Genomic DNA, 18,023 nt, shown 5'->3' on the forward strand with positions numbered 1-18,023 from the left:
TGGTAACCGGGCTTTCTGGACAAACTAGAACAGGTTTTCTCTTTCGACGGGGTAAACCTGTTCATCGACAAGGTGAGCTGATTATGGCTAGCACTGCGGCTTCTTGCAAGTTGCAAAATGCTATCCCTGAGAGGCTTGCCGCCGAACGGCGGAGAAAATGGATTCAACCTCAAAAAAACAAGGCACGTTCGTCCAGCAGGACGACAGACTGCGAGACCTGCCCACGGCAGGGGCATACACGCCTTCGGCGCGTTTCTCCGAGGACGGCACGGCACTTAACCGCGTCGTCATCGAGGCGCCCTATCTCGCACGTTGCAGCGATAACAAGACCGCCACGCTGGTACGTCCACGCGACTACGCGATCCGCTATCCCTACATGCAGATCAACCGCAGTGGGATGGTGTCGTGGCTGATCTTCGACCTCGACCATGCCAACTCCCTAGCCTGGGACGATGCGGGCCTTCCACCGCCGAACCTGATCGTGCGGAACCGGAACAACGGCCACTCGCACCTTTACTACGCCATTCCCCCGGTCTGCACGACCGAGAACGCCCGAGACAAGCCGATCCAGTACATGAAGGCGGTTTACGAGGCCTTCGCGCTGCGCTTGAACGCCGATCCGGATTACCACAGCGGCCCTGTCGCCAAGACTCCAGGGCATCCATGGTGGTCGACCTCAGAACTGCATAACCACGTATACGACTTGGGCGAGCTGGCTGACTATGTAGAGCTGCAAGTATCGCCCTGGAAGACGGGCCCCCAGTTGGACGACCTCCCGCACTCCCGGCACTGCATTCTGTTCGAACAATTGCGCTACTTCGCGTACAGCATCGTGAACCAGGAGCGCGGGCGCGGCACGCTTGCCACGTTCACGCGGCGACTGGAGGCATTCGCGCACAACCACAACAAGTTCGCCCGTGCAGGGTTCTCGCACGATTTGATGCAGTCATCCGTAAGGGCGACGGTCAGATCCGTGGCGCGTTGGACGTGGACGCGCTACGAGGGCAGCGCAAAATGTTGCCGGGGAGCGATGGAGCTAGATAAGTCGTTGCCGTTGGCCGAGAGGCAGAGCCTGGCGGCGAAACGTACCCACGGCCTACGACACAAGGCTACCGAATCGAAGATCCGCGCGGCATGCAGGGGACTCCAGGAGCGAGGCGCGAAGCTTACACAAGCCTCGATAGCCGCCCTTGCAGGCGTCTCCCGGCAAACGGTTGCCACCTATGGCCACGTCCTGAAGGAAGTCTCGCGGCCGCAGACAATCGCAGTCCTGCACACCGGCAAAGCCGTTGAAATGCAATCAAAAACCGTCGCCGGCGCCGGCGATCGAGGACGCGAATGCAATCATTCCGCGTCCCAGGCTCGCGCAGCTCTGGATGTTAAAGATGGTGTACATCAGATAACAGCCCCCTTTGGGGCCGCTCTTGATTTTGCCCTTGAAGGTTCTGAAAGTGAGGATTCTTCATAGTGCCGGGGAGTGGTGTGTGAAGTGTGTTGTCGGAGTGCAGTAGGGACGGAGTGTTAAAGGTGGTTATGGCTATTGATTGGAAGGTTGTAGGGTGGCTCACGTCCTATGACCGCATGCTGGGAACGATGAAAGATCGCGAGTTGGCACGGATTCTCGGTACTACTAGGGAGCGGATCCGTTTGCGGCGTGTTGCGTTAGGTATTGCGGCGTTTACTGTCGATGAGGCGATTGAGCCTTACCGGGATTTGCTGGGGGTTGAGACGGACGCCCATGTCGCCCGCCTCAGTGGCGTGTCCTCATTCAGCGTCGCGGCATACCGGCAGGCGCAAGGGATAGCGGCTCGGCCCCGTAGGACTTCACTCAAACGAGTGAAGCCCATTCCAGCAGATCATCCAGTGCGGCCCTACCGGAGCGTCCTGGGACTAGTGCCTGACGAAGACATTGCGCGAGTTGCTGACGTAGCGATTGTGGCGGTCACTGCTTTGCGTGAAGCCTGGGAGCTGGGGGAGGCTCAGCCGTTGGCCGAACCACCCAAGCAAACACCCATGCCCAACTACATCGGGCCTTGGCTTGGGTACGAATCGCTATTCGGCACTATGTCTGCTGCGAAGATCAGCAGGGCTGTTGGAGTGCCATTCGCGGTGGTGCAGAGCCGACAGGAATTCTTGGGCGTGAAGCCGTATCAGCGAGTTTCGCGCCTTGCTCGCTACTCGCATCTGTTGGGCGCTGTTTCAGATGGCGTGCTGGGGAAGCTGGCAGGTGTATCACCGTCCCGAGTTGCGGATTACCGCGCACAGAAGGCGGCAGAGCGCGAATCCTCGTAAAAGTGGCGGTGTTGCATGCTGCGACTAACTCAGATTTCAACGTAGCGCGTCCTTTCGGACTGCTATGACCTCAAAATTGCGATACGGCAACCAAGCGGCTACCGCGCCCACGGGCTTGGTGGCTGTTGAACGTCAGCGCGACAAGTCACCCTGCCCTTCAACAGCTCAATGGAAATGCAATCAAATTGGGTTCCTGCAGGATCTGCCCGGGTTTAAAAATGCAATCAAAACCCCGGCAACCCAGACCGATCACCGCCACGACTGCAAACAGAACGATAGCTGCGTACTGAGTTGATATTGTTTTCATAGCTGTTTTCCTATGCCCGGTCACGAATCCAGAAGACACAGCCAGCAACGATGCAGGCCAGTCCGATTGCTGCCGAACCGTACAAAGCAAGCCCCTCGGTGAATAGGCCGACAACGCAAAATGCGATTCCTGGGAACATCAGTGTTGTACTGCGATCCATGTGATTTTCCCTGCTCGATCATGAGGGTCGAAAGTGACCCTGCTCCTACTGCCTCGGCCCAGCATTGCTGGGCTTGGGCGTACCTGGGCGTTTTCCTAAGCGTCCACGTCTTCCCGACGGGGGATGAAGAAAACAACTGCCGCGATCAGAAAGCCCACTATTGAGAGGCCTACCATCCACTTCGGTACTGCACCTTCGTTTATGACGGCGTACAAAACCGGGGCTTGGCAAAGGATGAATACAGCTAACGCGATTCGAAGGTTATGCATGTTTCGAAGGCCATGGTTTCGGCTTGTCATAACCACGTTTAGTCTGCATGGACGGTTGCTTTTGGGACTCCACCAGAGTGCGAGTAAACGTAGTTTGACCGGCGCTGGTTGGGCCAAAAGTCAGCAAGTGGGTGTACTCGCTTGTAGTGAGCTTCAGCGCGTCATAAGCCGGTTTCTGTTCCGCTTGTGGTTTGAAGGTCATGGTCTGCATTTTAAATCCTCGGTTGCCGGACGCGAAAATCGCTGTCCCTTTACGACCTTGGCCCCGGCTGTTTGACGGCCAGGGCTTGGGTACAGCGGGCGATTTTTCCTTTGCTTCGTTGCTTCGTTGCTGCATTGGTAAAGCGTTCATTGGACTGTCCCCGGCCAGCATGATTGGGCAATGAACGCTTTACCAATGCAGCAACTAGGAGCTGGCACTTTCTCGCTTAGTTAGAGGACTTTGCGGCGGCCGCCACGAGTCCAAGCTTTTTGCCTGCGGTGACCTGCTCGACGCCTGCCGCCGTGCCATCAGCAAGCGCCTGAGCGACCTTTTCGGCAGTTAGCTTGTTCTTGTAGCCCTTCGCGTCCGTTCGCTGCGCTGAACCAGTCACAGACTTGCCATTTTTTACGACATACAAACGGCGTCCACCTGACTTCAACTCAAACCAGACGATCCAGTCGCCTTCTGTGGCTTTTGAAGGATCAGCAACAGGCGACCAAGACAACGAACCATCGTGTTCGCGGACTACAGCTATAGCCTCGGCTAAGGCACTACCACGTCGCTTAGCCGAAGCCCAAGCTTGACTTGGTGTTTCGTACAGCACAGCACTCTCCAGGCAACAAGCCCACACGCTCGGCGCTGCATGCACTAGAAAGCCGCCCTCTAGGTCGCTTTCTACGGCGTAACCGATTACTTCGGCAGCTTGCGCTTTGGACTTGGGATGCTTACCGCCCTCGATCACTCGTAAGTTCATGCACGAATCTCCGTGAATTCAGTTCAAAACAGCCAATCAAGGGTGGTGTCGCGCGTATCGCGCGGATGATCTGATGTTGCTGGACGATCAAACTCCTCACGGCAAGGATCGCACAACGTGTAGCAAACACCGGCAGTTGTATAGCTACGGGCGGTTGGCTGATCCGTTCGGCAGCGATCGCAGCAAAGACAAAGCGATTCCATGCTCATAGTTGCAACTCCTTTGCTAATTTTTCTGAAAATGGGTAAACCGTTCTAGCTTCTGTGCGCGCTGGGTCAGCGCCTAACTGTATCCAGCTTTCATCATCGTTCCAGCTGACGATGTTGTCTTTCAGGCCACCGCAGTAAGTGCCGATGGATCCTGGCTCGCTGTGAGCAGTAATGTTCGTGCAGCGGAGCCCGCCATTGTGCGTGATAGTGGGCTCAAGGTTGCAATCAGGACAGCCCTTGATACCGCCCTGTAGCCGTAACTCACGCTCCAGCTCGATCAGCTCGGCGCGCTTGTCCGCAACCTTGAGGATCTTTTTCAGGCGCTCTACGAATTCCTCGTTACCGTCCGGATCTTCGTGATACAGATCGACAAGCGTACTGTGCAGATCGGCGCGTGTTGCGACTGGCCGGGATCCGTAACCGGCATCGATCAGCGCCTTTTGAACTTCAATGTCTTCGGGTTCCATAAACCAGCCTCTCCGTTTGATTGCATTTCCGTCAACCAGGTGAACCTGGCCACGTCCAAAACGATTGCAATTAGTTGTTCATGCTCATCCTTCAAATAAATCGGTTTGCGCGGCCAGTTCCGCGACCTGAACGCAAGCTTGGCTAAGGCTGCGCATTGCTTGCTGGTGTGTACGCAATTGCAACTCCAGTGCGGCTATACGCGTCTCTGCCTGGGCCAGCTCTTGCGAGGCAGTGACGCCGATTTGAGCTGCTTTAACCAGGGCACCGGTTGCTGTGGTCTTGCCGGTCAGAGCTTTGAACTGCTCAACGTCGCTTTCGGCCAAATCACGGATGGTTAGAGCCACGTATTATCCCTCCATTTGCAATCATTCTGTCGTGCCGGCAGCTGCTCGATCGGCCAGCTTTGCAATCATTTAGACCTTTGAGGCCCAGGCCGAAAGCGACTATCAGTTATCTATAGCCATATAATAGCACTGATAGTTTTGGTATGTCACTATCAAATTGTCTGTTGCCACTAGATAAAAGATAGATTATCGTAGCAGGCATAAAACCAGTGTTATTTGATAGCCAACCACTACAAGCGCGGAACAAGTCGAATGAAATTTGGAATAGGTCTGTTTGCCGGTGCGATTGTGATTTTCCTGATGGCTTACGGTTTTGATGTCATCACTGAACCTGAACCGTACGTCCCGATGCAGAACAATCAAAGCGGTGGGATTCCCGTAACTGATCACCGAAATCAAAGCCAGGCGCAACCCGTCAATCCCCAGCCATAGGAAAGGAGTCAGACATGAAGGCAGCTACCAGAACCCAAAATTTCGGCCCAGCAATTCCTCTAATTTTTCTGTTCGCAATAGGAGGCGGGATTCTCTCTTCGTGGATCCTCAACACCTTCAACCTAGGGATGGAGATTTCCGGCCTGACCCAAGGTGCGTTGGTGTACTACATCACAAGCATGATCATTTCGGCGGGCCTTCTGATCGCGTACAAGGCACCGAGGACGGTAGGCATCTTTCTGGCCTTCTATCCGTTCGGCCTCGGCGGGATCTTCTTCGTAGGATTTAACAGCACCCTTGTAGATCCATCCGAGGCGCCGAATCAATTAGCAGACGGATTTGCAGCGATGCAGGTTGTCATGATGCAAATGTTCGTTTGGATTATTCCCGCTGTTGTGCCCAGCTATTACATCTATAAATCCAGACTCAACGCGCCCAAGCCTGAGGGCAAATGAAAGCACATATCTATCTAAGGGCATCGACAAAAGACCAGGACGCCGACCGGGCCAAGGCCCAGTTGCTGGACTTCGCGGCGGATAGCGGCTTCCAGATCGCCGGAATCTACAGTGAGAACATTTCAGGAACCAAGCTCCAGCGGCCGCAGCTGATGAAGCTGTTAGCCGCGGCTGATCCGGGGGACGTGTTGTTGGTCGAATCCATTGATCGTCTGTCCAGGCTCAGCCAAAGCGATTGGGCTCGCCTCAAGCAGATCCTGGCAGAAAAGCAGCTCCGGTTGATTGTGGTCGACCTGCCCACGACCCACCTACAGGCAGACAGCAGCATCACCGGCCAGATCATGGCGGTTATCAACGATATGTTGATCGACCTCACTTCGACCATGGCCCGCCTCGATCAAGAGAAGCGTGTCGAGCGGATCCGCCAGGGCTTGGCGAACAAGCGCGCTCAGGATCCGGACTGGACGCCTCCAGGCAAGCAAAAAAACGCGGAGCTATGGCAGTCGATAGAGCGGCTGCTTAGCAAACTGCCCACGGCCTCAGCAGATGAAATTGCCAAGTTGGCATCATGCGGAGTGGCAACAGTGTATCGGGTGAAGAAATCAATTAAAGAACGAAGCAGTTAAAGGAATAACGCAATGGCAACGAAGAAACCAATCGACCCTTTACGAGCGAGCGAACTCGAAAGATTCGAGAGAAATTTGGCGAATTTTGTGAAGTGTGATCCGGAGGACGGTATGTATCACCGCTTCATGGGCATTTTAGAAAGCCAAGCGGTGACGCTACTGGCATGCGGGGTTATTACTCGACAAGGATCGGTGGAGCTTCTTGTGCGGATTAGCGATGCTCAGCTCGAAATCAAAGCTATGGCTGATAACAAGACACCAACAAATTGAGAGACGGTATGGACACTAAAACGAGAATCTTTCTGGCCTTCGGGCTGATCGCCGCCGCCGTAGCATCGTCACCGGCTATGGCCGAGTTTGAAATGCGGGACATCACGAACGCCATGGGTCAAGTGAAAGGCGTTTTGGGGGCCGGGGCTTCCCTGGGCAAACCAGGTGCCTCCTACATTGCCCCTGGGATGGCTATCACGCTAGCCAGCGGTAAGACAGCCAAAGTGTACGGGTCTGAGTGCAAACCGCGTGAACAGCCGCCCTGCTCTTCTATCAAGGTCGATAACAGCAGCCATAAGGTTCTGATCATGCCGGACGATGGAAGCCCACCAACGGAAGAACGCTGGACGTTCAAAAAGCTCGAGGGCGACAGACTCGTTGCGCGCCGTCCTGACGGCACGTTCATTGAAGCCAGCCGCTAAAAGGTAAGTCCATGAAAAGATTATTTGCAGCATTGTGCGTCGCTGCCGCGTTGTCCGGTTGCGGCAACTCTAACGAAGTAAAAGCGAAGGCAATTGTCGATGAAGTGCGTAAGACATGGGATTCTGTAATGCCGTTTGAACCGGGGCACAGACAAACCGGCATCGTAAGCATGAATAAAGAATTTGTAGTCGGCTGTTCAGCAAAGTTAAGCGAGGCAATTAATAAGTTTGGCGAACTAAAAATGAGTTTTGCTGATACTCAAGTAGCGAAGTTGGAAAGCACTGCCGTATTGAATAAAGATGTGATCCGGTGGGCAAATACCTGCAACGAACTAAAGCATAAGCAAGGATGGTAAGTATGAGCAGCCCGAAAAGTATTTTCGGTTTTATGGACACAATTCCTTTTACCGTAGGTGCAGCAGTTTGGTTCGCACTATTCTCAATGACCATTGATCCGATTAGTAAATTCCAGGTAACGATAATGTTCGTCAACGTAGCTTTGTCAGCAGGCTATGCGGGCCGTACAGCGGCCCTATTTATGCGCTTCCTGGAGCACGGACGCACCGCAGTGACCAAAACCCCGGAGAATGTAACCGAATGAACAACAGAAGAGACGACGCGGCACCGTTGGTATTGGGGGTGATTGCTATCGTTGCTTTCCTTGTGGGCATGATGGTCTGGAAGTTCTCAGAGGCACTGGGCCTGGACTTTGCTGCCGGTGGCAAGCTACTTATGAGTATCGTATTCGCCATCGCGCTCCTGGGCCTGGGATGGTGGCAGGAAAGCCAGAACGACGGGATCCTGACGATTAAAGGAATGGCCCCCGCTGCCCTTGCAGTCGCGTGGCTGGGCCTGTGGCCCGCCTTGCAGCAATGGGGCAGCATCGGGCCGATGTTCCACGGTATGGACGCCCAGGAGGTTGAATGGTGGGCTAACGGGCTGACGCGCTGGCTTGTCCTTCTGGCAATCCTGCTTGGCGGCTACTACTACGTGTTCAGCTCCAGGAACAGCTGGTGAAGAGATTTTAATCGGCCCCGGTTTACTTGCTTGACTAGCGAAGTCTGTCAAGTGAGTAAACCGGGGGAGCTTTTAAGGGGAACAGGAATGGAAACTTGTCGACGCTTCTGGACGACAGCTGAACTTGCTAGTCTCAAATCGCTTTATGCGAACACGCCAATGATGGATCTTGTGCGTTTACTGGATCGACCTGTATCGGCAATTTATGCCAAGGCCAGGGAGTTTGCGTTGAAGCGGAGTGCAGAGTTTTTAGCAAGTGCATATAGCGGACGGGTTAGCGCTGGCAATCAGCGTGGTTTAGCTACGCGCTTCGGAAGTTCCGGCGTTAACAAAAGGCAAAAAAAAACGAGATAGCAAAAGCTATCTCGTCGCTCGAACCACGTTACTGTCAGAACGGGATTCGATCTTCGTCAAGTTCAATGAAATCGAGATCAAGACGCTCGCAAATTTCGCGGCGGTAGTTCTCTTCGTCCATCAAACTCCATGTTTCGTTATATTCATTCGCAGTGTGAACCACACCGAAATTATCGTGTTGAGCTACTTGAAGACCCATGGGGAAAACTCCGTTAACGGTTAATAGAGAGCATTTCAGTCAGCCGTGTGCTCTATCGCTGACAGGGAAATCATAGCGCATCTGACCAGATATGCAACAGCCGTAAAAAAAGGGCTGTAAGGCCCTTTTATTCAGCAGGTATGCTAATTCCAGTATCGCTCTTCGTTAACAATGTCGAAGTCGCCATCCCATTGAATCGCATCTATCATTTGGTGTGGAATATCTAGCCCGAGTTTTTTACACACGGACAAGTAATATTCTAACGATTGAGGCGGTTCGTTGAGGTTTGAATAAACAGGATCTTCCCAAGTAGAAAGACTCTCTTTTTCTTCATCCTCAAATTTAAAGATTACGCAGTAGAAGCTTTGCATCGGTTTGTCCCAGCCCATCTGTACCTGGAGCAAACCATCCACTGTTTCAGCTTTAAAAAAATGCTTACTCATCTTCATATCCTTATCAATTAGTGTAGGGCTTTAAGCAGCCGTGAGCCCTTAATGCTGCAAGCCAAGAATACACCAGTTCATTTCCTAGGGGCAAAAAAAAACGAGATAGCATAAGCTATCTCGTTCGTCGTCCAAACTACAAACTGATTGTTAGATCAGTGGGAGCGTAGACATTCTGTAGTGCTCTTGAGCAATCAGGCAAGCTTCAGAAAGAAGAAGACCTGTAGGAGCAAAATATTTAAAGACCCGAGAAACATCGCCAATAGTACGAACGATGTACAGGTACTGGTTGTTAGAAAAAGCTTCAACTTTTTCGGTTTTGACAGAACCAGTTGAATCTGCGTGTTGGTGAACTTGTGCCATCCCGAAAGATTTAGCGCCAAGATAAACCATGTAAGCAGCTGCGTATGGTGCGTGTGTATCAGCTACAGCAGCTTCAACACCCATAGCAAATTCAAAAGCAGGTTCAAACGATTGGAAATCGAGGTGAATACCATTCATGGTATGTATCCTTGTAAAGGTTAGTAGGAGAGCGTTGCAGTCGACCATGCGCTCTAAACGTCGACGGGCTTATCCTAGCGCATATCCGGTTGCTATGCCAGATAGCGGCCACAGATTGTAGGGCTATTCCCACGGCCCCCTGCCCGCCTGGGCTGCGGGCACAAAAAAGCCCCATCAGGTGGGGCCTTTTAGTTGTGAAATGATTGCAATCGGCTCGCGAGCTCGATCAACCAGGTCGAGTGAATGCAATCATTCTACGTCATGCCTCCTGTTTGACCTTGGGCGAGGCCATGTCCGGTTCGCCGCCTTTGTCCGGATACGATTGCTTGCACCCGTCTTTGAACCCTGAGCAGCCGAAGAACTTCCAACCCCCCTCCCCTTCCTTTTCGCGATGTATGAGGGGTTTCCCGCAGGATCCGCAGTTGTGATCGCTCAGTACCGGTGCCGACGATGCCCCAGGCTTGCCGTCATCATCCAAGGCGCTGTAGTCGCACCCGGCATCATCTGGCGTGTAGCCTGCGCAGCTCCACCAGGAGGGATCTTTCTTTTTCTTGCCGAAGTTCATAACCAACCCTCGACCGCACTTAGGGCAAGGAAACTGGAGCGGTTGGGCCGACTTGAATTTTTCGATTTCGCCATTCAGGCGATCATTAATAAGTGTCAGAAGTTTTACATACTGAGTCTTACCCGATTCAACGCCACTTAGTTGTTCTTCTAATATCTTAGTGAAGTTGTATTCGATGAAAGAGAATCGGCCAATTAGCGCTTTTATCAAGCGGCTCCCTCGGGGAGTCGATTTCAGCTGTTTCTTTTTGCTGAATACTTCCACATAGCTACGATCTTTAATTTCTTCGATGATCGCGCCAAATGTAGATGGGCGGCCTATGCCCCGCTTTTCCATCTCCTTAACTAAGCTAGCCTCAGTGTAGCGTGCAGGGGGCTTTGTTTTCGTCTGTACCACTTTGCCGCTGATTGCTTGGACTGCATCCCCTGGGCTCAGCTCGGGAACTGGATTGTCTGAGTCCTGGGCATCCGCAGCGGCAGCGTCATCCGGATCTTCCGCAGTATCAACCGGCGTGAGCGACTTCCAGCCCTTGTGGACGAGCGTCTTGCCGCGTGCTTCAAAGCTGATCGTTTTGCTGTCCACCGGATCGGTGGCTTCCAGTTTCGCAGTGCGTACAGCGAACCGCGCATCCTCAAGCTGACAGCCGACAGCTCGCAACCAGATCAAGCGATAGAGCTTGCGTTGATCGTCGTCCTCGCCTGCCTGCGTCACATCAAAATGCGACGGGCGAACGGCTTCGTGTGCCTCCTGCGCGCCTCCCTTCGCATCCCACGTCCTGGGCTTGCTCAGCACTGGCAACCCATTCGCTTTGCACCACTGCGCGATTTCTTCCAGGGCGTCCGCCGATAGATTCGTGCTGTCGGTGCGCATGTAGGAGATTGCGCCTTGCTCGTAGAGCTTCTGCGCTAATTCCATGGTTCTTTTCGGCGCAAAGCCCAGGGCATTTGATCCAGCGGCTTGCAGCGTCGATGTTGTGAACGGTGCGGGGGGGGAACTCTTCGTCTCACTTTCAGCGCAGCTGATTACTTTGAAGTTTGTAAGTTCTGCCACCTTTTGGGCGAAGTCTTTATCAGTCCAGTATTCCTGACCGTCGAGCAGCGCTTTGTTTGCCCAGGTGGCAGTCCACTCACCAAACTTTATTTCGGCGTTGTAATGAGTGACGACATTGAATGCTGAAATTTCATTCTCTCGGTCATCGACTAATCGAACCGCGATGCTTTGCACGCGGCCTGCCGATAGTTTTCGATCCCCCAGGTATTCGGCAATAAGTGGACTAACTTTGTAACCGATTAACCTGTCTGTAATGCGCCGCGCTTCTTGCGCGGCCACTTTCTTTGTGTCAATCGACTGAGGGTCAGCCAGGGCAGCAATCAAGGCTTTTTTTGTGATTTCATTAAATACAAGTCGCTTAGGCGACTTCAATCCCAATACTTGCTGTAGATGCCATGCAATAGACTCCCCTTCCCTGTCCAGATCGGACGCTAATATAACTTCGTCGCACTCAGCGGCGAGTCGCTTTAGGCGTGCGGTAACTTCTTTACCGCGTTCTGTGAAAACGTAGTTTGGTTTGAAGTCAGGAGGGGAAACGCCCATTCCAACCTCTGGCAAGTCGCGAATATGTCCAACACTGGCGGACACGCGATAACCACTGCCTAAATAGCCTTCAATGGTTTTGCCTTTCGCTGGTGATTCAACAATCAATAGGGTAGCCATGTATCGAACTCCATTAGCATCTTTTAAAGCCGCGAGTCACGCAGTTGACTATGGCAACAAGGGCTCAGGAAGTAATAGGCGCCTAAGCGCAATAGTGAGTCGATTAATTCCGCTCAATGCGGTAACGATATAGACGGCTCTTGCGAGCCGTCTAATGCAGAGTTAAAGAGGGGTTAGCTCTTTGCGTTGCTTGTGATACTGCTTAATGATGATATTCAAGTCATTCATCAATTTACGCAGAGGCTTTGTATAAGCATCTTCGCGCTTCTTATATTCTTTCTTGGAGATAGCCCCGCGATAGTGAAGCTCTTTGAGTGAACTGGTGATGTGATCCACCAGGACGAACAGACGAATAAAGCTGTTCACCAGGGGAGCGCCCTTCCCTTTCTCAATGGTGAAAGTGTATTCCTGCTGTTCTGGAATCGACACGTCGATTTCTTTTATCAGCGGGTCGTCCAGCTCGGCAGTGACTTCACCAAGGCTGACTTTCAATGCATCTTCGACAGTCTTGATGCTTTCGCCAAGTTGAGGGCGGATGCCTTCGGCAAGCGCCCGTGCCAGCCGATGCGCAGGTTTCGAATTACTCGCGAACGCTTCAACAGAAAACAGGCTTTCGGCTACACGACGTCCGCAGATACGCTTGTCGTCCGGGCGAGGCTCAAAGTAGCTCGTATCCCACAGAATAATAAGGTACAGGTCATGTACCTTTATCCGCACGTCGAACGATGGCGGTTCCATGCTATTCATATCAGACTACCTGTAATAAGGTTTGAAGTCGCAGCGCCGTAGACGCTGGCAACTTCTGCACCTGGGCATTTAAAAAGGCCAGTTCGTACCGATAGGCCAAGCCGGGTTCCTGAAAGGCGTCAGCCTCAAACTCAAGCGTAATCAGGTACTCCGGCTGCTTGTACTTCTTCAATATTTCCGCTGTCAGTTTCTTACTTGTTTCGCTTCGCTCGGCAAGGCACCACTCAACTATTAGATCCAGCCGTAAGGCTGGATCGTTAATAGCCTCATGGCCTGCCGCTACCGCGCATTGCCAATCGTTGAACAGTCGCAAGCCGTTACTTGGATCATCGGTTGGATTGCCAGGGCACATCTTGCCGCACCACGTAACACGGTACATGGTGCGCCCGAGTAGATCGAAGGACTCGTAGTCCTCGATCTTAGCTAAGCGCACCAGGGGCATTACTGGGATTCCCCAGGAACAAGAGCAGCGAGTTTTTCTAGCAATGCCGCTTGCAACTCCTTTGGATCCAGATCGGGCGAAACATCGAAGAAGCTAGCGACGGCCTTGGCACATTCTAAAGAAAGCGGCAGGATAATTGTTCCTGTTTCCGATTCGGAAACTCCACCTTGCGGATTATCAGTGCCCTTGCCTTTATCCTTTGATTCTTTAGGGTCTTTCGCAGGTTTTGGCGACACAGCTTTCAAAGCTTGCTGAAAGGATTCACCTTTAGCAACTTTCTTTTCGAGTTTTGCCAGTGCTTCGTCGTCCAGTTTCGCGAGGTCATAGACTAAGTTCACGTCTTGGAAGTGCCCACCGCGTACCAACTCCTTTGCACGGTCGTTCAGCTTGTGAATTTGGTTGTACTTGCTCAGCTGCGTTTTATTGGTCAGACCGTGTACGGCCATGATTTCGTCTGTAGACAAACCGAACTCGTCTTTGTCGCGTTTAATCGAGTTCGCAACCTGGAACAACGTCAGCTGCTTACGCGCACCGTTCGCGGCAGTATGGTCGAGGCGTATTTCTTTCTTGTCACCGGTACGGATGATGCACGGAAGAAACTGCACTTCTTCAGGGCCGTCCTCAGTGGAGCGCCACCGACATTCACCGTCGATGATCTTATGCTTGCCGTTTTCGTCCGCTGGCATTACCCAAAGCGGCGCACGAATGCCGTAATACTTACCGCCATTCAGTTTGATCCGAGAAGCGCGCCGAATGCTTTCCACGTTCGCAATGGTTGCCGGATCATCCCAATCGTCCCGGTCTTGATCCTCGTCGGGAATGACTTGCGAGCGGTGAATAATGTGGATGCGTTCACCAGTGGCTTGGTCTTCACGGCCTGCGGCCATCAGGTCAGCAATCGAATTTGAGTTTGACATTTAGTTAATCTCCAGCACTTTCTTACAGAATTGTTCCAGTTCGGCGGCTGCTTCCTGGGCAGACGGGTCGCTGCCCGAAATCCAGCTGCCAGAACTGAGAGCTTGTTTAATAGGGTTGCGACTGGCAATCACGCCCAGTAGGGCCTTTTCGCCGTAATTCTCTACCAGACCTTCATAGATCATTCTGTCGGCAGTTGCCTCGGGAACCTTTTTGCCGAGCGTGCGAACCAGCTTAGGCACCCGGTTAATTACAAAGCCGACCCAGTACAGCGATGGGTTCAAGCTTCTACGAATCGGTTTGAGCATCTTGGTCAACTCAGCGAGCGAACCAATAGCGTTGTGATCCAGATCGATTGGGGAATAGATCCTGTTCGCGAAGATAAGGGCAGCAGCAACGGTGTTGCCGTTGCCCGCTGGTGTATCGATGAAAACGTAATCGTACGATGTATAACCCGGCAGGTTTTCCAGCAGGTTGTCTTTCATGCGGGTAATCAGGGTCAAGTCAGTGGTGCGGTTTACGTCCGCTACGTCTGAGTGGCCTTGGATTAAATGAAGGTTCTCAGAAATCACACTCACCTTAATTTGCGCGCCAAGGTCAGGATCCTTGAACAGGTCGCGAACGTCGCTCAGTTCCGGGTGGCGCACATCTGCACCCTGGAAGTTATTGGTAAAACTGCCAATGTTGTCCAGGTCAATCAGCAGACACTTTTTACCGCGCATGGCCGCGAACAGTGAAAGGGCCGTCAGCGTGGTGGTTTTGCCAACACCGCCTTTTGGCGTGGTGACTGCGTAAACCAGTGGTTTGATAGTGGAGGGTACTGTGGTCATTCTTAAATTCCTTCAATGTTGTCTATGGAGGACAAATCAACAGCGGTCTTTGCTTTGTTTTGTCCTTCGGACTCTTTCGGTTTACTAGCGGGGCTTTTCAATATCCCGCTTAACGCTTGTTGGATCTTTTCTTGTTCTTCGGCGCTCAGCGCGCCTTTTTTACCTTTGCTGCCTTTACCAGTGACTGCGGGTTCTGGTGAAACTGTTGCCATTGCCGCGAAAGGATCTTCGCCTTGATCGTCTAGTTCGATGGTTGAAAAATCATCGTCCTTGGCATTGGCGACAGCGTGTTCAAATGGGTCTACTTCTTCGCCGTCATCGTTAGTGGATGCAAACGATTCTATGCTGGCCTCGGGCTCGTTACCTGCGTTAAACGGATCCTCGGTTGCGTCAGGTTCGTTCATTGCGGCAAACGGATCTTCATCATCTGTAGCGGTTTCGTTCAGTGCAAACGGATCTTCTTCGACTACTGTTGTGTCGGTTGCATTAGCGACCAGAGCGACAGGTTTAGGCGTCTGTGGTATTACCTCATTTCGCCCAGGCATGCCCTTAGGGTTCTCTACCGGAATCCAGCAGGTATAGAGCAAGGTAGAGAGCTTGTTTGGGCGAATTAGAGCGCTGACACGTGGCGGAAGGGCTAATAATTGGTTGGTGGTGATATAATTTTCCTCAACCTGACCAACGGAGCGCTCTTCACCCCAAACTTCGGCCCCCGCTTTGTTGACGTCTACCTTCTCCATTTTCGTGACGGTTTTTTGGCCCTTGCCGGTCTGGTCTGAAACCCATTCGGCTGTTTCAAAATCATTGGCCCGATAGCTCATCGTCACTTGAGTGTTGGTATCAATACCGCCTCGGATTGAATCCGCATTCAGCGATTTATCGGGAAGATTGAGCAAGTCAGTGATGGCCTGATATGTCAGTGCCATGTTCACGCCCTTTGAAAGAAGCGTTGCCAGCGCATCGGCTAAGGTATCCGAAACGATGAACTTGATTTCGTCGAGAACTATGAATACAGGTGTTGGAAGCTTGTTTCTAAGAGTGACTTGAACAATTTCGTCAATCAGCGCAATGCAAGCTTTCCGTACAATCGTGTCCTTCATGTGTGACCGAACATAAACCACGTCAGCACCCAGCAATGCGTCCGAAACGTTAAAACTTTCTTCGGGCGTTGCAAGCAGGGTTTCTAGCTGCATAAATTCGCTTGTGTTGGAATCAAGGCTACCTGAATTCGCCGTGATCCAGCTACGTTTTGCGTCAGTAATTTCAGGATGCGCACCGCGCAACAATTTATCTAAATGGCGCAAAGAGCCGTCCCAATACGGCATTATGAAATCCAGAATCTTACGCTCGATTCGCTTGTAGTAGTCTGCCCCTGTGCCGGAGTCAGCCATGCCGTAAGCTTTGACTACTCGCTCGCGACGTTCGCGGCGAGTGCCGTGAGCGAATGGCGCATAAGCCCCAGGCCCGACCCCGTTAAGGTCTAAATATTTAGGTGCTGGGCGCTTATATCGCTCGCAGCTTTCACCCATAATATCGCAGATAAAGTCGTCTGGTTTTTGGTCGATAAACCAAGCCCCCCAGCCCTTCATAATTGCTTGATCGAGTAAAACGCCCAGGACGACACCCTTACCAGTTTGCGATGGCCCGATAACCTTTTTATGGTTTTTTAGGAATGTTTCATCGTCCATGTGGATCGGTTCGCCGTGTTCATCCAGGCCGAGGAACATTTGCCCTGGCAGATAAAAAGATCGAGGGTCGAAGTCTTTAGCTTTGATTTTACCCACTTCAACACGAATATCCGAGAGAGCATCACCGCTCTGTTTTACGCGGAATTTGCGCGCCCAGTTAGACAGGGCAGGGCGCACAAATCGCAACATGAGCGTGCGGATAAACATTGGTAGAGCAAGGACAACGAGCAGCGACCACCATAGGTCAGAGACTGCCGCTTTGAACTCACCGAACCAAAGATCCATGAATTGATTCGCGGCTGACCAGTCCTTGTTGTAGACGACATAGGAATAAACATACAGGCCTGCGATGAACATCGGCAGGCTGACCGTGAGCAAAATCACGATTGATCTACGGAGCCAAACTAGGAAGACTTCCAGTGCGGTTGTTTCGTCCGTTTCGCGCACTGCGCCGGTTACGCTCAAAACAAGCAGAATCCCAATCAGTAGCGAAAACAAAGCTGTCAGCCCTGGGTTCGTGTTCAACAAGATAAAGCGTAAGATTTCCATTCGTCACCTTTGTAGTTTCCGATTCGGAAACTCTACATCGTTTTGCCCTGTTTCCGAATCGGAAACTTCCGAAGCGCTTAATAAAGTTTCCGAATCGGAAACTTAACTCGGGGGAGGGCATGCCTCCCCCTCGGTGGAGCAAGTTTCCGAATCGGAAACTTTCTTCCGAGGCAGAAATTATAATTTCTCCCCCTACAGATAGCCAGCAAATTATGCGCATACCTATGCGCATAATCCTATTGCCTTTCTATTGCGTTTGCAATAGGCTAGACAATAGAAAGTCAATAGAAAGAGGCATAGAAAAAGCATGCTTTTTCTACCAAAAGCAAAGCCGAAAAGCTCGCCACCCTACGGGTGTCGTGGGTGCCCCTGTGGGCACCCATAGACCGCCGGGGGAGCGCCCCGTCTGTCTTTCAGGGTTCCGACTCGCTTCGCGAGCCTCCACCCTCTTTTGCCTCATACGCCCTGGACGGGCTAATCGGCAAAATTCACCCGCGCGGGCGTCCGATGAAGCCGGACCACCCCGCTTCCTGCCATTGCGCTACGCTTCGGTGCGAGACTTCGTCTCTTCCTCAGCTGCTTCATGGCGAAACCAGGGTGGTCCGGTTTCACCGGACGCCCGCGCGGCTACCGCCTTACGGATGCTGCGCACCTTTACTACGCCCTGGACGGGCTTCGTAAAGGCAGACCGGACAAATTGGCCTGGGGGCCATTTGTCCTCACCCCCCTCGTGGGCTCGGGGGGCGTCTGTCCTCTTCGCTCTTTATCGCGTCCTTCATCGCTGCGCTCTTCGTGACGCTCGACGCGCCCTGCCGGTCGCTGCAATCAAAAGCAGCCAACGACTTGAAGT

At 52.5% G+C, this 18,023-nt stretch carries 21 protein-coding genes and 1 pseudogene; 9 read left to right on the forward strand and 13 right to left on the reverse strand.

Annotated elements, in window-relative coordinates:
• The first annotated feature begins 157 nt into the window (after nucleotides 1-157).
• Nucleotides 158-1,468 (forward strand): replication initiation protein, encoded by a 1,311-nt coding sequence (locus tag AABC73_RS29115; protein ID WP_341524392.1) that lies wholly within the window; start codon nucleotides 158-160, stop codon nucleotides 1,466-1,468.
• Nucleotides 1,469-1,533: 65 nt separating this feature from the next.
• Nucleotides 1,534-2,292 carry a hypothetical protein gene (locus AABC73_RS29120; RefSeq protein ID WP_341524393.1) on the forward strand — a complete coding sequence of 253 codons (759 nt, stop codon included), beginning with the start codon at nucleotides 1,534-1,536 and terminating at the stop codon, nucleotides 2,290-2,292.
• 728 nt (nucleotides 2,293-3,020) lie between these two features.
• Here the strand turns inward: AABC73_RS29120 and AABC73_RS29125 are convergent.
• The 4 genes from AABC73_RS29125 to AABC73_RS29140 all read right to left on the reverse strand — a co-directional run bounded on the left by AABC73_RS29125 (nucleotide 3,021) and on the right by AABC73_RS29140 (nucleotide 5,005).
• Nucleotides 3,021-3,380 (reverse strand): hypothetical protein, encoded by a 360-nt coding sequence (locus tag AABC73_RS29125; RefSeq protein WP_341524394.1) that lies wholly within the window; start codon nucleotides 3,378-3,380, stop codon nucleotides 3,021-3,023.
• A 76-nt stretch (nucleotides 3,381-3,456) separates the two neighbouring features.
• Entirely contained in the window at nucleotides 3,457-3,984 is a 528-nt protein-coding gene (locus AABC73_RS29130) for a hypothetical protein (RefSeq protein ID WP_341524395.1), read from the reverse strand.
• Nucleotides 3,985-4,189: 205 nt separating this feature from the next.
• Nucleotides 4,190-4,660, reverse strand: coding sequence for a hypothetical protein (locus tag AABC73_RS29135; RefSeq protein WP_341524396.1), 471 nt, complete (start codon nucleotides 4,658-4,660; stop codon nucleotides 4,190-4,192).
• Nucleotides 4,661-4,744: 84 nt separating this feature from the next.
• Complete coding sequence (locus AABC73_RS29140) at nucleotides 4,745-5,005, reverse strand: hypothetical protein (RefSeq protein WP_341524397.1); 261 nt, start codon at nucleotides 5,003-5,005, stop codon at nucleotides 4,745-4,747.
• A gap of 252 nt (nucleotides 5,006-5,257) precedes the next feature.
• Here AABC73_RS29140 and AABC73_RS29145 point away from each other — a divergent pair, with 252 nt between their 5' ends.
• The 7 genes and pseudogenes from AABC73_RS29145 to AABC73_RS29175 all read left to right on the forward strand — a co-directional run bounded on the left by AABC73_RS29145 (nucleotide 5,258) and on the right by AABC73_RS29175 (nucleotide 8,227).
• On the forward strand, nucleotides 5,258-5,437 hold the full coding sequence (locus tag AABC73_RS29145; RefSeq protein WP_341524398.1) for a hypothetical protein: 180 nt from the start codon (nucleotides 5,258-5,260) through the stop codon (nucleotides 5,435-5,437).
• 368 nt (nucleotides 5,438-5,805) lie between these two features.
• Nucleotides 5,806-6,518 (forward strand): annotated as a pseudogene (locus AABC73_RS29150) (recombinase family protein).
• A 12-nt stretch (nucleotides 6,519-6,530) separates the two neighbouring features.
• Nucleotides 6,531-6,788 (forward strand): hypothetical protein, encoded by a 258-nt coding sequence (locus tag AABC73_RS29155; RefSeq protein ID WP_341524399.1) that lies wholly within the window; start codon nucleotides 6,531-6,533, stop codon nucleotides 6,786-6,788.
• Between the two features lie 8 nt (nucleotides 6,789-6,796).
• Nucleotides 6,797-7,210, forward strand: coding sequence for a hypothetical protein (locus tag AABC73_RS29160; RefSeq protein WP_341524400.1), 414 nt, complete (start codon nucleotides 6,797-6,799; stop codon nucleotides 7,208-7,210).
• Nucleotides 7,211-7,221: 11 nt separating this feature from the next.
• The gene (locus AABC73_RS29165; protein ID WP_341524401.1) at nucleotides 7,222-7,566 is read left to right on the forward strand and encodes a hypothetical protein; all 345 of its coding nucleotides are present in this window, start codon (nucleotides 7,222-7,224) and stop codon (nucleotides 7,564-7,566) included.
• A 2-nt stretch (nucleotides 7,567-7,568) separates the two neighbouring features.
• Nucleotides 7,569-7,811 (forward strand): hypothetical protein, encoded by a 243-nt coding sequence (locus AABC73_RS29170; protein ID WP_341524402.1) that lies wholly within the window; start codon nucleotides 7,569-7,571, stop codon nucleotides 7,809-7,811.
• Entirely contained in the window at nucleotides 7,808-8,227 is a 420-nt protein-coding gene (locus tag AABC73_RS29175) for a hypothetical protein (protein ID WP_341524403.1), read from the forward strand. Before AABC73_RS29170 ends, AABC73_RS29175 begins: the two co-directional genes overlap by 4 nt.
• A 388-nt stretch (nucleotides 8,228-8,615) precedes the next feature.
• Here the strand turns inward: AABC73_RS29175 and AABC73_RS29180 are convergent, their stop codons facing one another.
• The 9 genes from AABC73_RS29180 to AABC73_RS29220 form a co-directional block, all read right to left on the reverse strand.
• Nucleotides 8,616-8,780 carry a hypothetical protein gene (locus AABC73_RS29180; protein ID WP_341524404.1) on the reverse strand — a complete coding sequence of 55 codons (165 nt, stop codon included), beginning with the start codon at nucleotides 8,778-8,780 and terminating at the stop codon, nucleotides 8,616-8,618.
• A gap of 143 nt (nucleotides 8,781-8,923) precedes the next feature.
• Nucleotides 8,924-9,223: a hypothetical protein gene (locus AABC73_RS29185; protein WP_341524405.1), complete on the reverse strand. Its 300-nt coding sequence runs from the start codon at nucleotides 9,221-9,223 to the stop codon at nucleotides 8,924-8,926.
• Between the two features lie 150 nt (nucleotides 9,224-9,373).
• Complete coding sequence (locus tag AABC73_RS29190) at nucleotides 9,374-9,724, reverse strand: hypothetical protein (RefSeq protein ID WP_341524406.1); 351 nt, start codon at nucleotides 9,722-9,724, stop codon at nucleotides 9,374-9,376.
• A 259-nt stretch (nucleotides 9,725-9,983) separates the two neighbouring features.
• The gene (gene topA, locus AABC73_RS29195) at nucleotides 9,984-12,002 is read right to left on the reverse strand and encodes a type I DNA topoisomerase (protein ID WP_341524407.1); all 2,019 of its coding nucleotides are present in this window, start codon (nucleotides 12,000-12,002) and stop codon (nucleotides 9,984-9,986) included.
• 162 nt (nucleotides 12,003-12,164) lie between these two features.
• Nucleotides 12,165-12,749, reverse strand: coding sequence for a hypothetical protein (locus AABC73_RS29200; RefSeq protein WP_341524408.1), 585 nt, complete (start codon nucleotides 12,747-12,749; stop codon nucleotides 12,165-12,167).
• A gap of 1 nt (nucleotide 12,750) precedes the next feature.
• Nucleotides 12,751-13,191: a hypothetical protein gene (locus tag AABC73_RS29205; protein WP_341524409.1), complete on the reverse strand. Its 441-nt coding sequence runs from the start codon at nucleotides 13,189-13,191 to the stop codon at nucleotides 12,751-12,753.
• Nucleotides 13,191-14,108, reverse strand: a complete 918-nt coding sequence (locus AABC73_RS29210) for a KorB domain-containing protein (protein ID WP_341524410.1) — start codon at nucleotides 14,106-14,108, stop codon at nucleotides 13,191-13,193. The genes AABC73_RS29205 and AABC73_RS29210 overlap by 1 nt, the downstream gene beginning before the upstream one ends.
• A complete protein-coding gene (locus AABC73_RS29215; protein ID WP_341524411.1) occupies nucleotides 14,109-14,936 on the reverse strand; it encodes a ParA family protein in 828 nt (275 codons plus the stop codon). It abuts the gene before it with no gap.
• 2 nt (nucleotides 14,937-14,938) lie between these two features.
• On the reverse strand, nucleotides 14,939-17,173 hold the full coding sequence (locus AABC73_RS29220) for a TraM recognition domain-containing protein (protein WP_341524412.1): 2,235 nt from the start codon (nucleotides 17,171-17,173) through the stop codon (nucleotides 14,939-14,941).
• Nucleotides 17,174-18,023 lie beyond the last annotated feature (850 nt).

The organism is Pseudomonas sp. G.S.17 (assembly GCF_038096165.1).
GTDB lineage: Bacteria > Pseudomonadota > Gammaproteobacteria > Pseudomonadales > Pseudomonadaceae > Aquipseudomonas.

Bases quoted from the DNA above. Each gene is read 5' to 3' on its own strand.
- AABC73_RS29115 (WP_341524392.1), top strand. From the start codon at position 158: ATGGATTCAACCTCAAAAAAACAAGGCACGTTCGTCCAGCAGGACGAC.
- AABC73_RS29120 (WP_341524393.1), top strand. From the start codon at position 1,534: ATGGCTATTGATTGGAAGGTTGTAGGGTGGCTCACGTCCTATGACCGC.
- AABC73_RS29125 (WP_341524394.1), bottom strand. From the start codon at position 3,380: ATGAACGCTTTACCAATGCAGCAACGAAGCAACGAAGCAAAGGAAAAA.
- AABC73_RS29130 (WP_341524395.1), bottom strand. From the start codon at position 3,984: ATGAACTTACGAGTGATCGAGGGCGGTAAGCATCCCAAGTCCAAAGCG.
- AABC73_RS29135 (WP_341524396.1), bottom strand. From the start codon at position 4,660: ATGGAACCCGAAGACATTGAAGTTCAAAAGGCGCTGATCGATGCCGGT.
- AABC73_RS29145 (WP_341524398.1), top strand. From the start codon at position 5,258: ATGAAATTTGGAATAGGTCTGTTTGCCGGTGCGATTGTGATTTTCCTG.
- AABC73_RS29155 (WP_341524399.1), top strand. From the start codon at position 6,531: ATGGCAACGAAGAAACCAATCGACCCTTTACGAGCGAGCGAACTCGAA.
- AABC73_RS29160 (WP_341524400.1), top strand. From the start codon at position 6,797: ATGGACACTAAAACGAGAATCTTTCTGGCCTTCGGGCTGATCGCCGCC.
- AABC73_RS29165 (WP_341524401.1), top strand. From the start codon at position 7,222: ATGAAAAGATTATTTGCAGCATTGTGCGTCGCTGCCGCGTTGTCCGGT.
- AABC73_RS29170 (WP_341524402.1), top strand. From the start codon at position 7,569: ATGAGCAGCCCGAAAAGTATTTTCGGTTTTATGGACACAATTCCTTTT.
- AABC73_RS29175 (WP_341524403.1), top strand. From the start codon at position 7,808: ATGAACAACAGAAGAGACGACGCGGCACCGTTGGTATTGGGGGTGATT.
- AABC73_RS29180 (WP_341524404.1), bottom strand. From the start codon at position 8,780: ATGGGTCTTCAAGTAGCTCAACACGATAATTTCGGTGTGGTTCACACT.
- AABC73_RS29185 (WP_341524405.1), bottom strand. From the start codon at position 9,223: ATGAGTAAGCATTTTTTTAAAGCTGAAACAGTGGATGGTTTGCTCCAG.
- AABC73_RS29190 (WP_341524406.1), bottom strand. From the start codon at position 9,724: ATGAATGGTATTCACCTCGATTTCCAATCGTTTGAACCTGCTTTTGAA.
- topA (WP_341524407.1), bottom strand. From the start codon at position 12,002: ATGGCTACCCTATTGATTGTTGAATCACCAGCGAAAGGCAAAACCATT.
- AABC73_RS29200 (WP_341524408.1), bottom strand. From the start codon at position 12,749: ATGAATAGCATGGAACCGCCATCGTTCGACGTGCGGATAAAGGTACAT.
- AABC73_RS29205 (WP_341524409.1), bottom strand. From the start codon at position 13,191: ATGCCCCTGGTGCGCTTAGCTAAGATCGAGGACTACGAGTCCTTCGAT.
- AABC73_RS29210 (WP_341524410.1), bottom strand. From the start codon at position 14,108: ATGTCAAACTCAAATTCGATTGCTGACCTGATGGCCGCAGGCCGTGAA.
- AABC73_RS29215 (WP_341524411.1), bottom strand. From the start codon at position 14,936: ATGACCACAGTACCCTCCACTATCAAACCACTGGTTTACGCAGTCACC.
- AABC73_RS29220 (WP_341524412.1), bottom strand. From the start codon at position 17,173: ATGGAAATCTTACGCTTTATCTTGTTGAACACGAACCCAGGGCTGACA.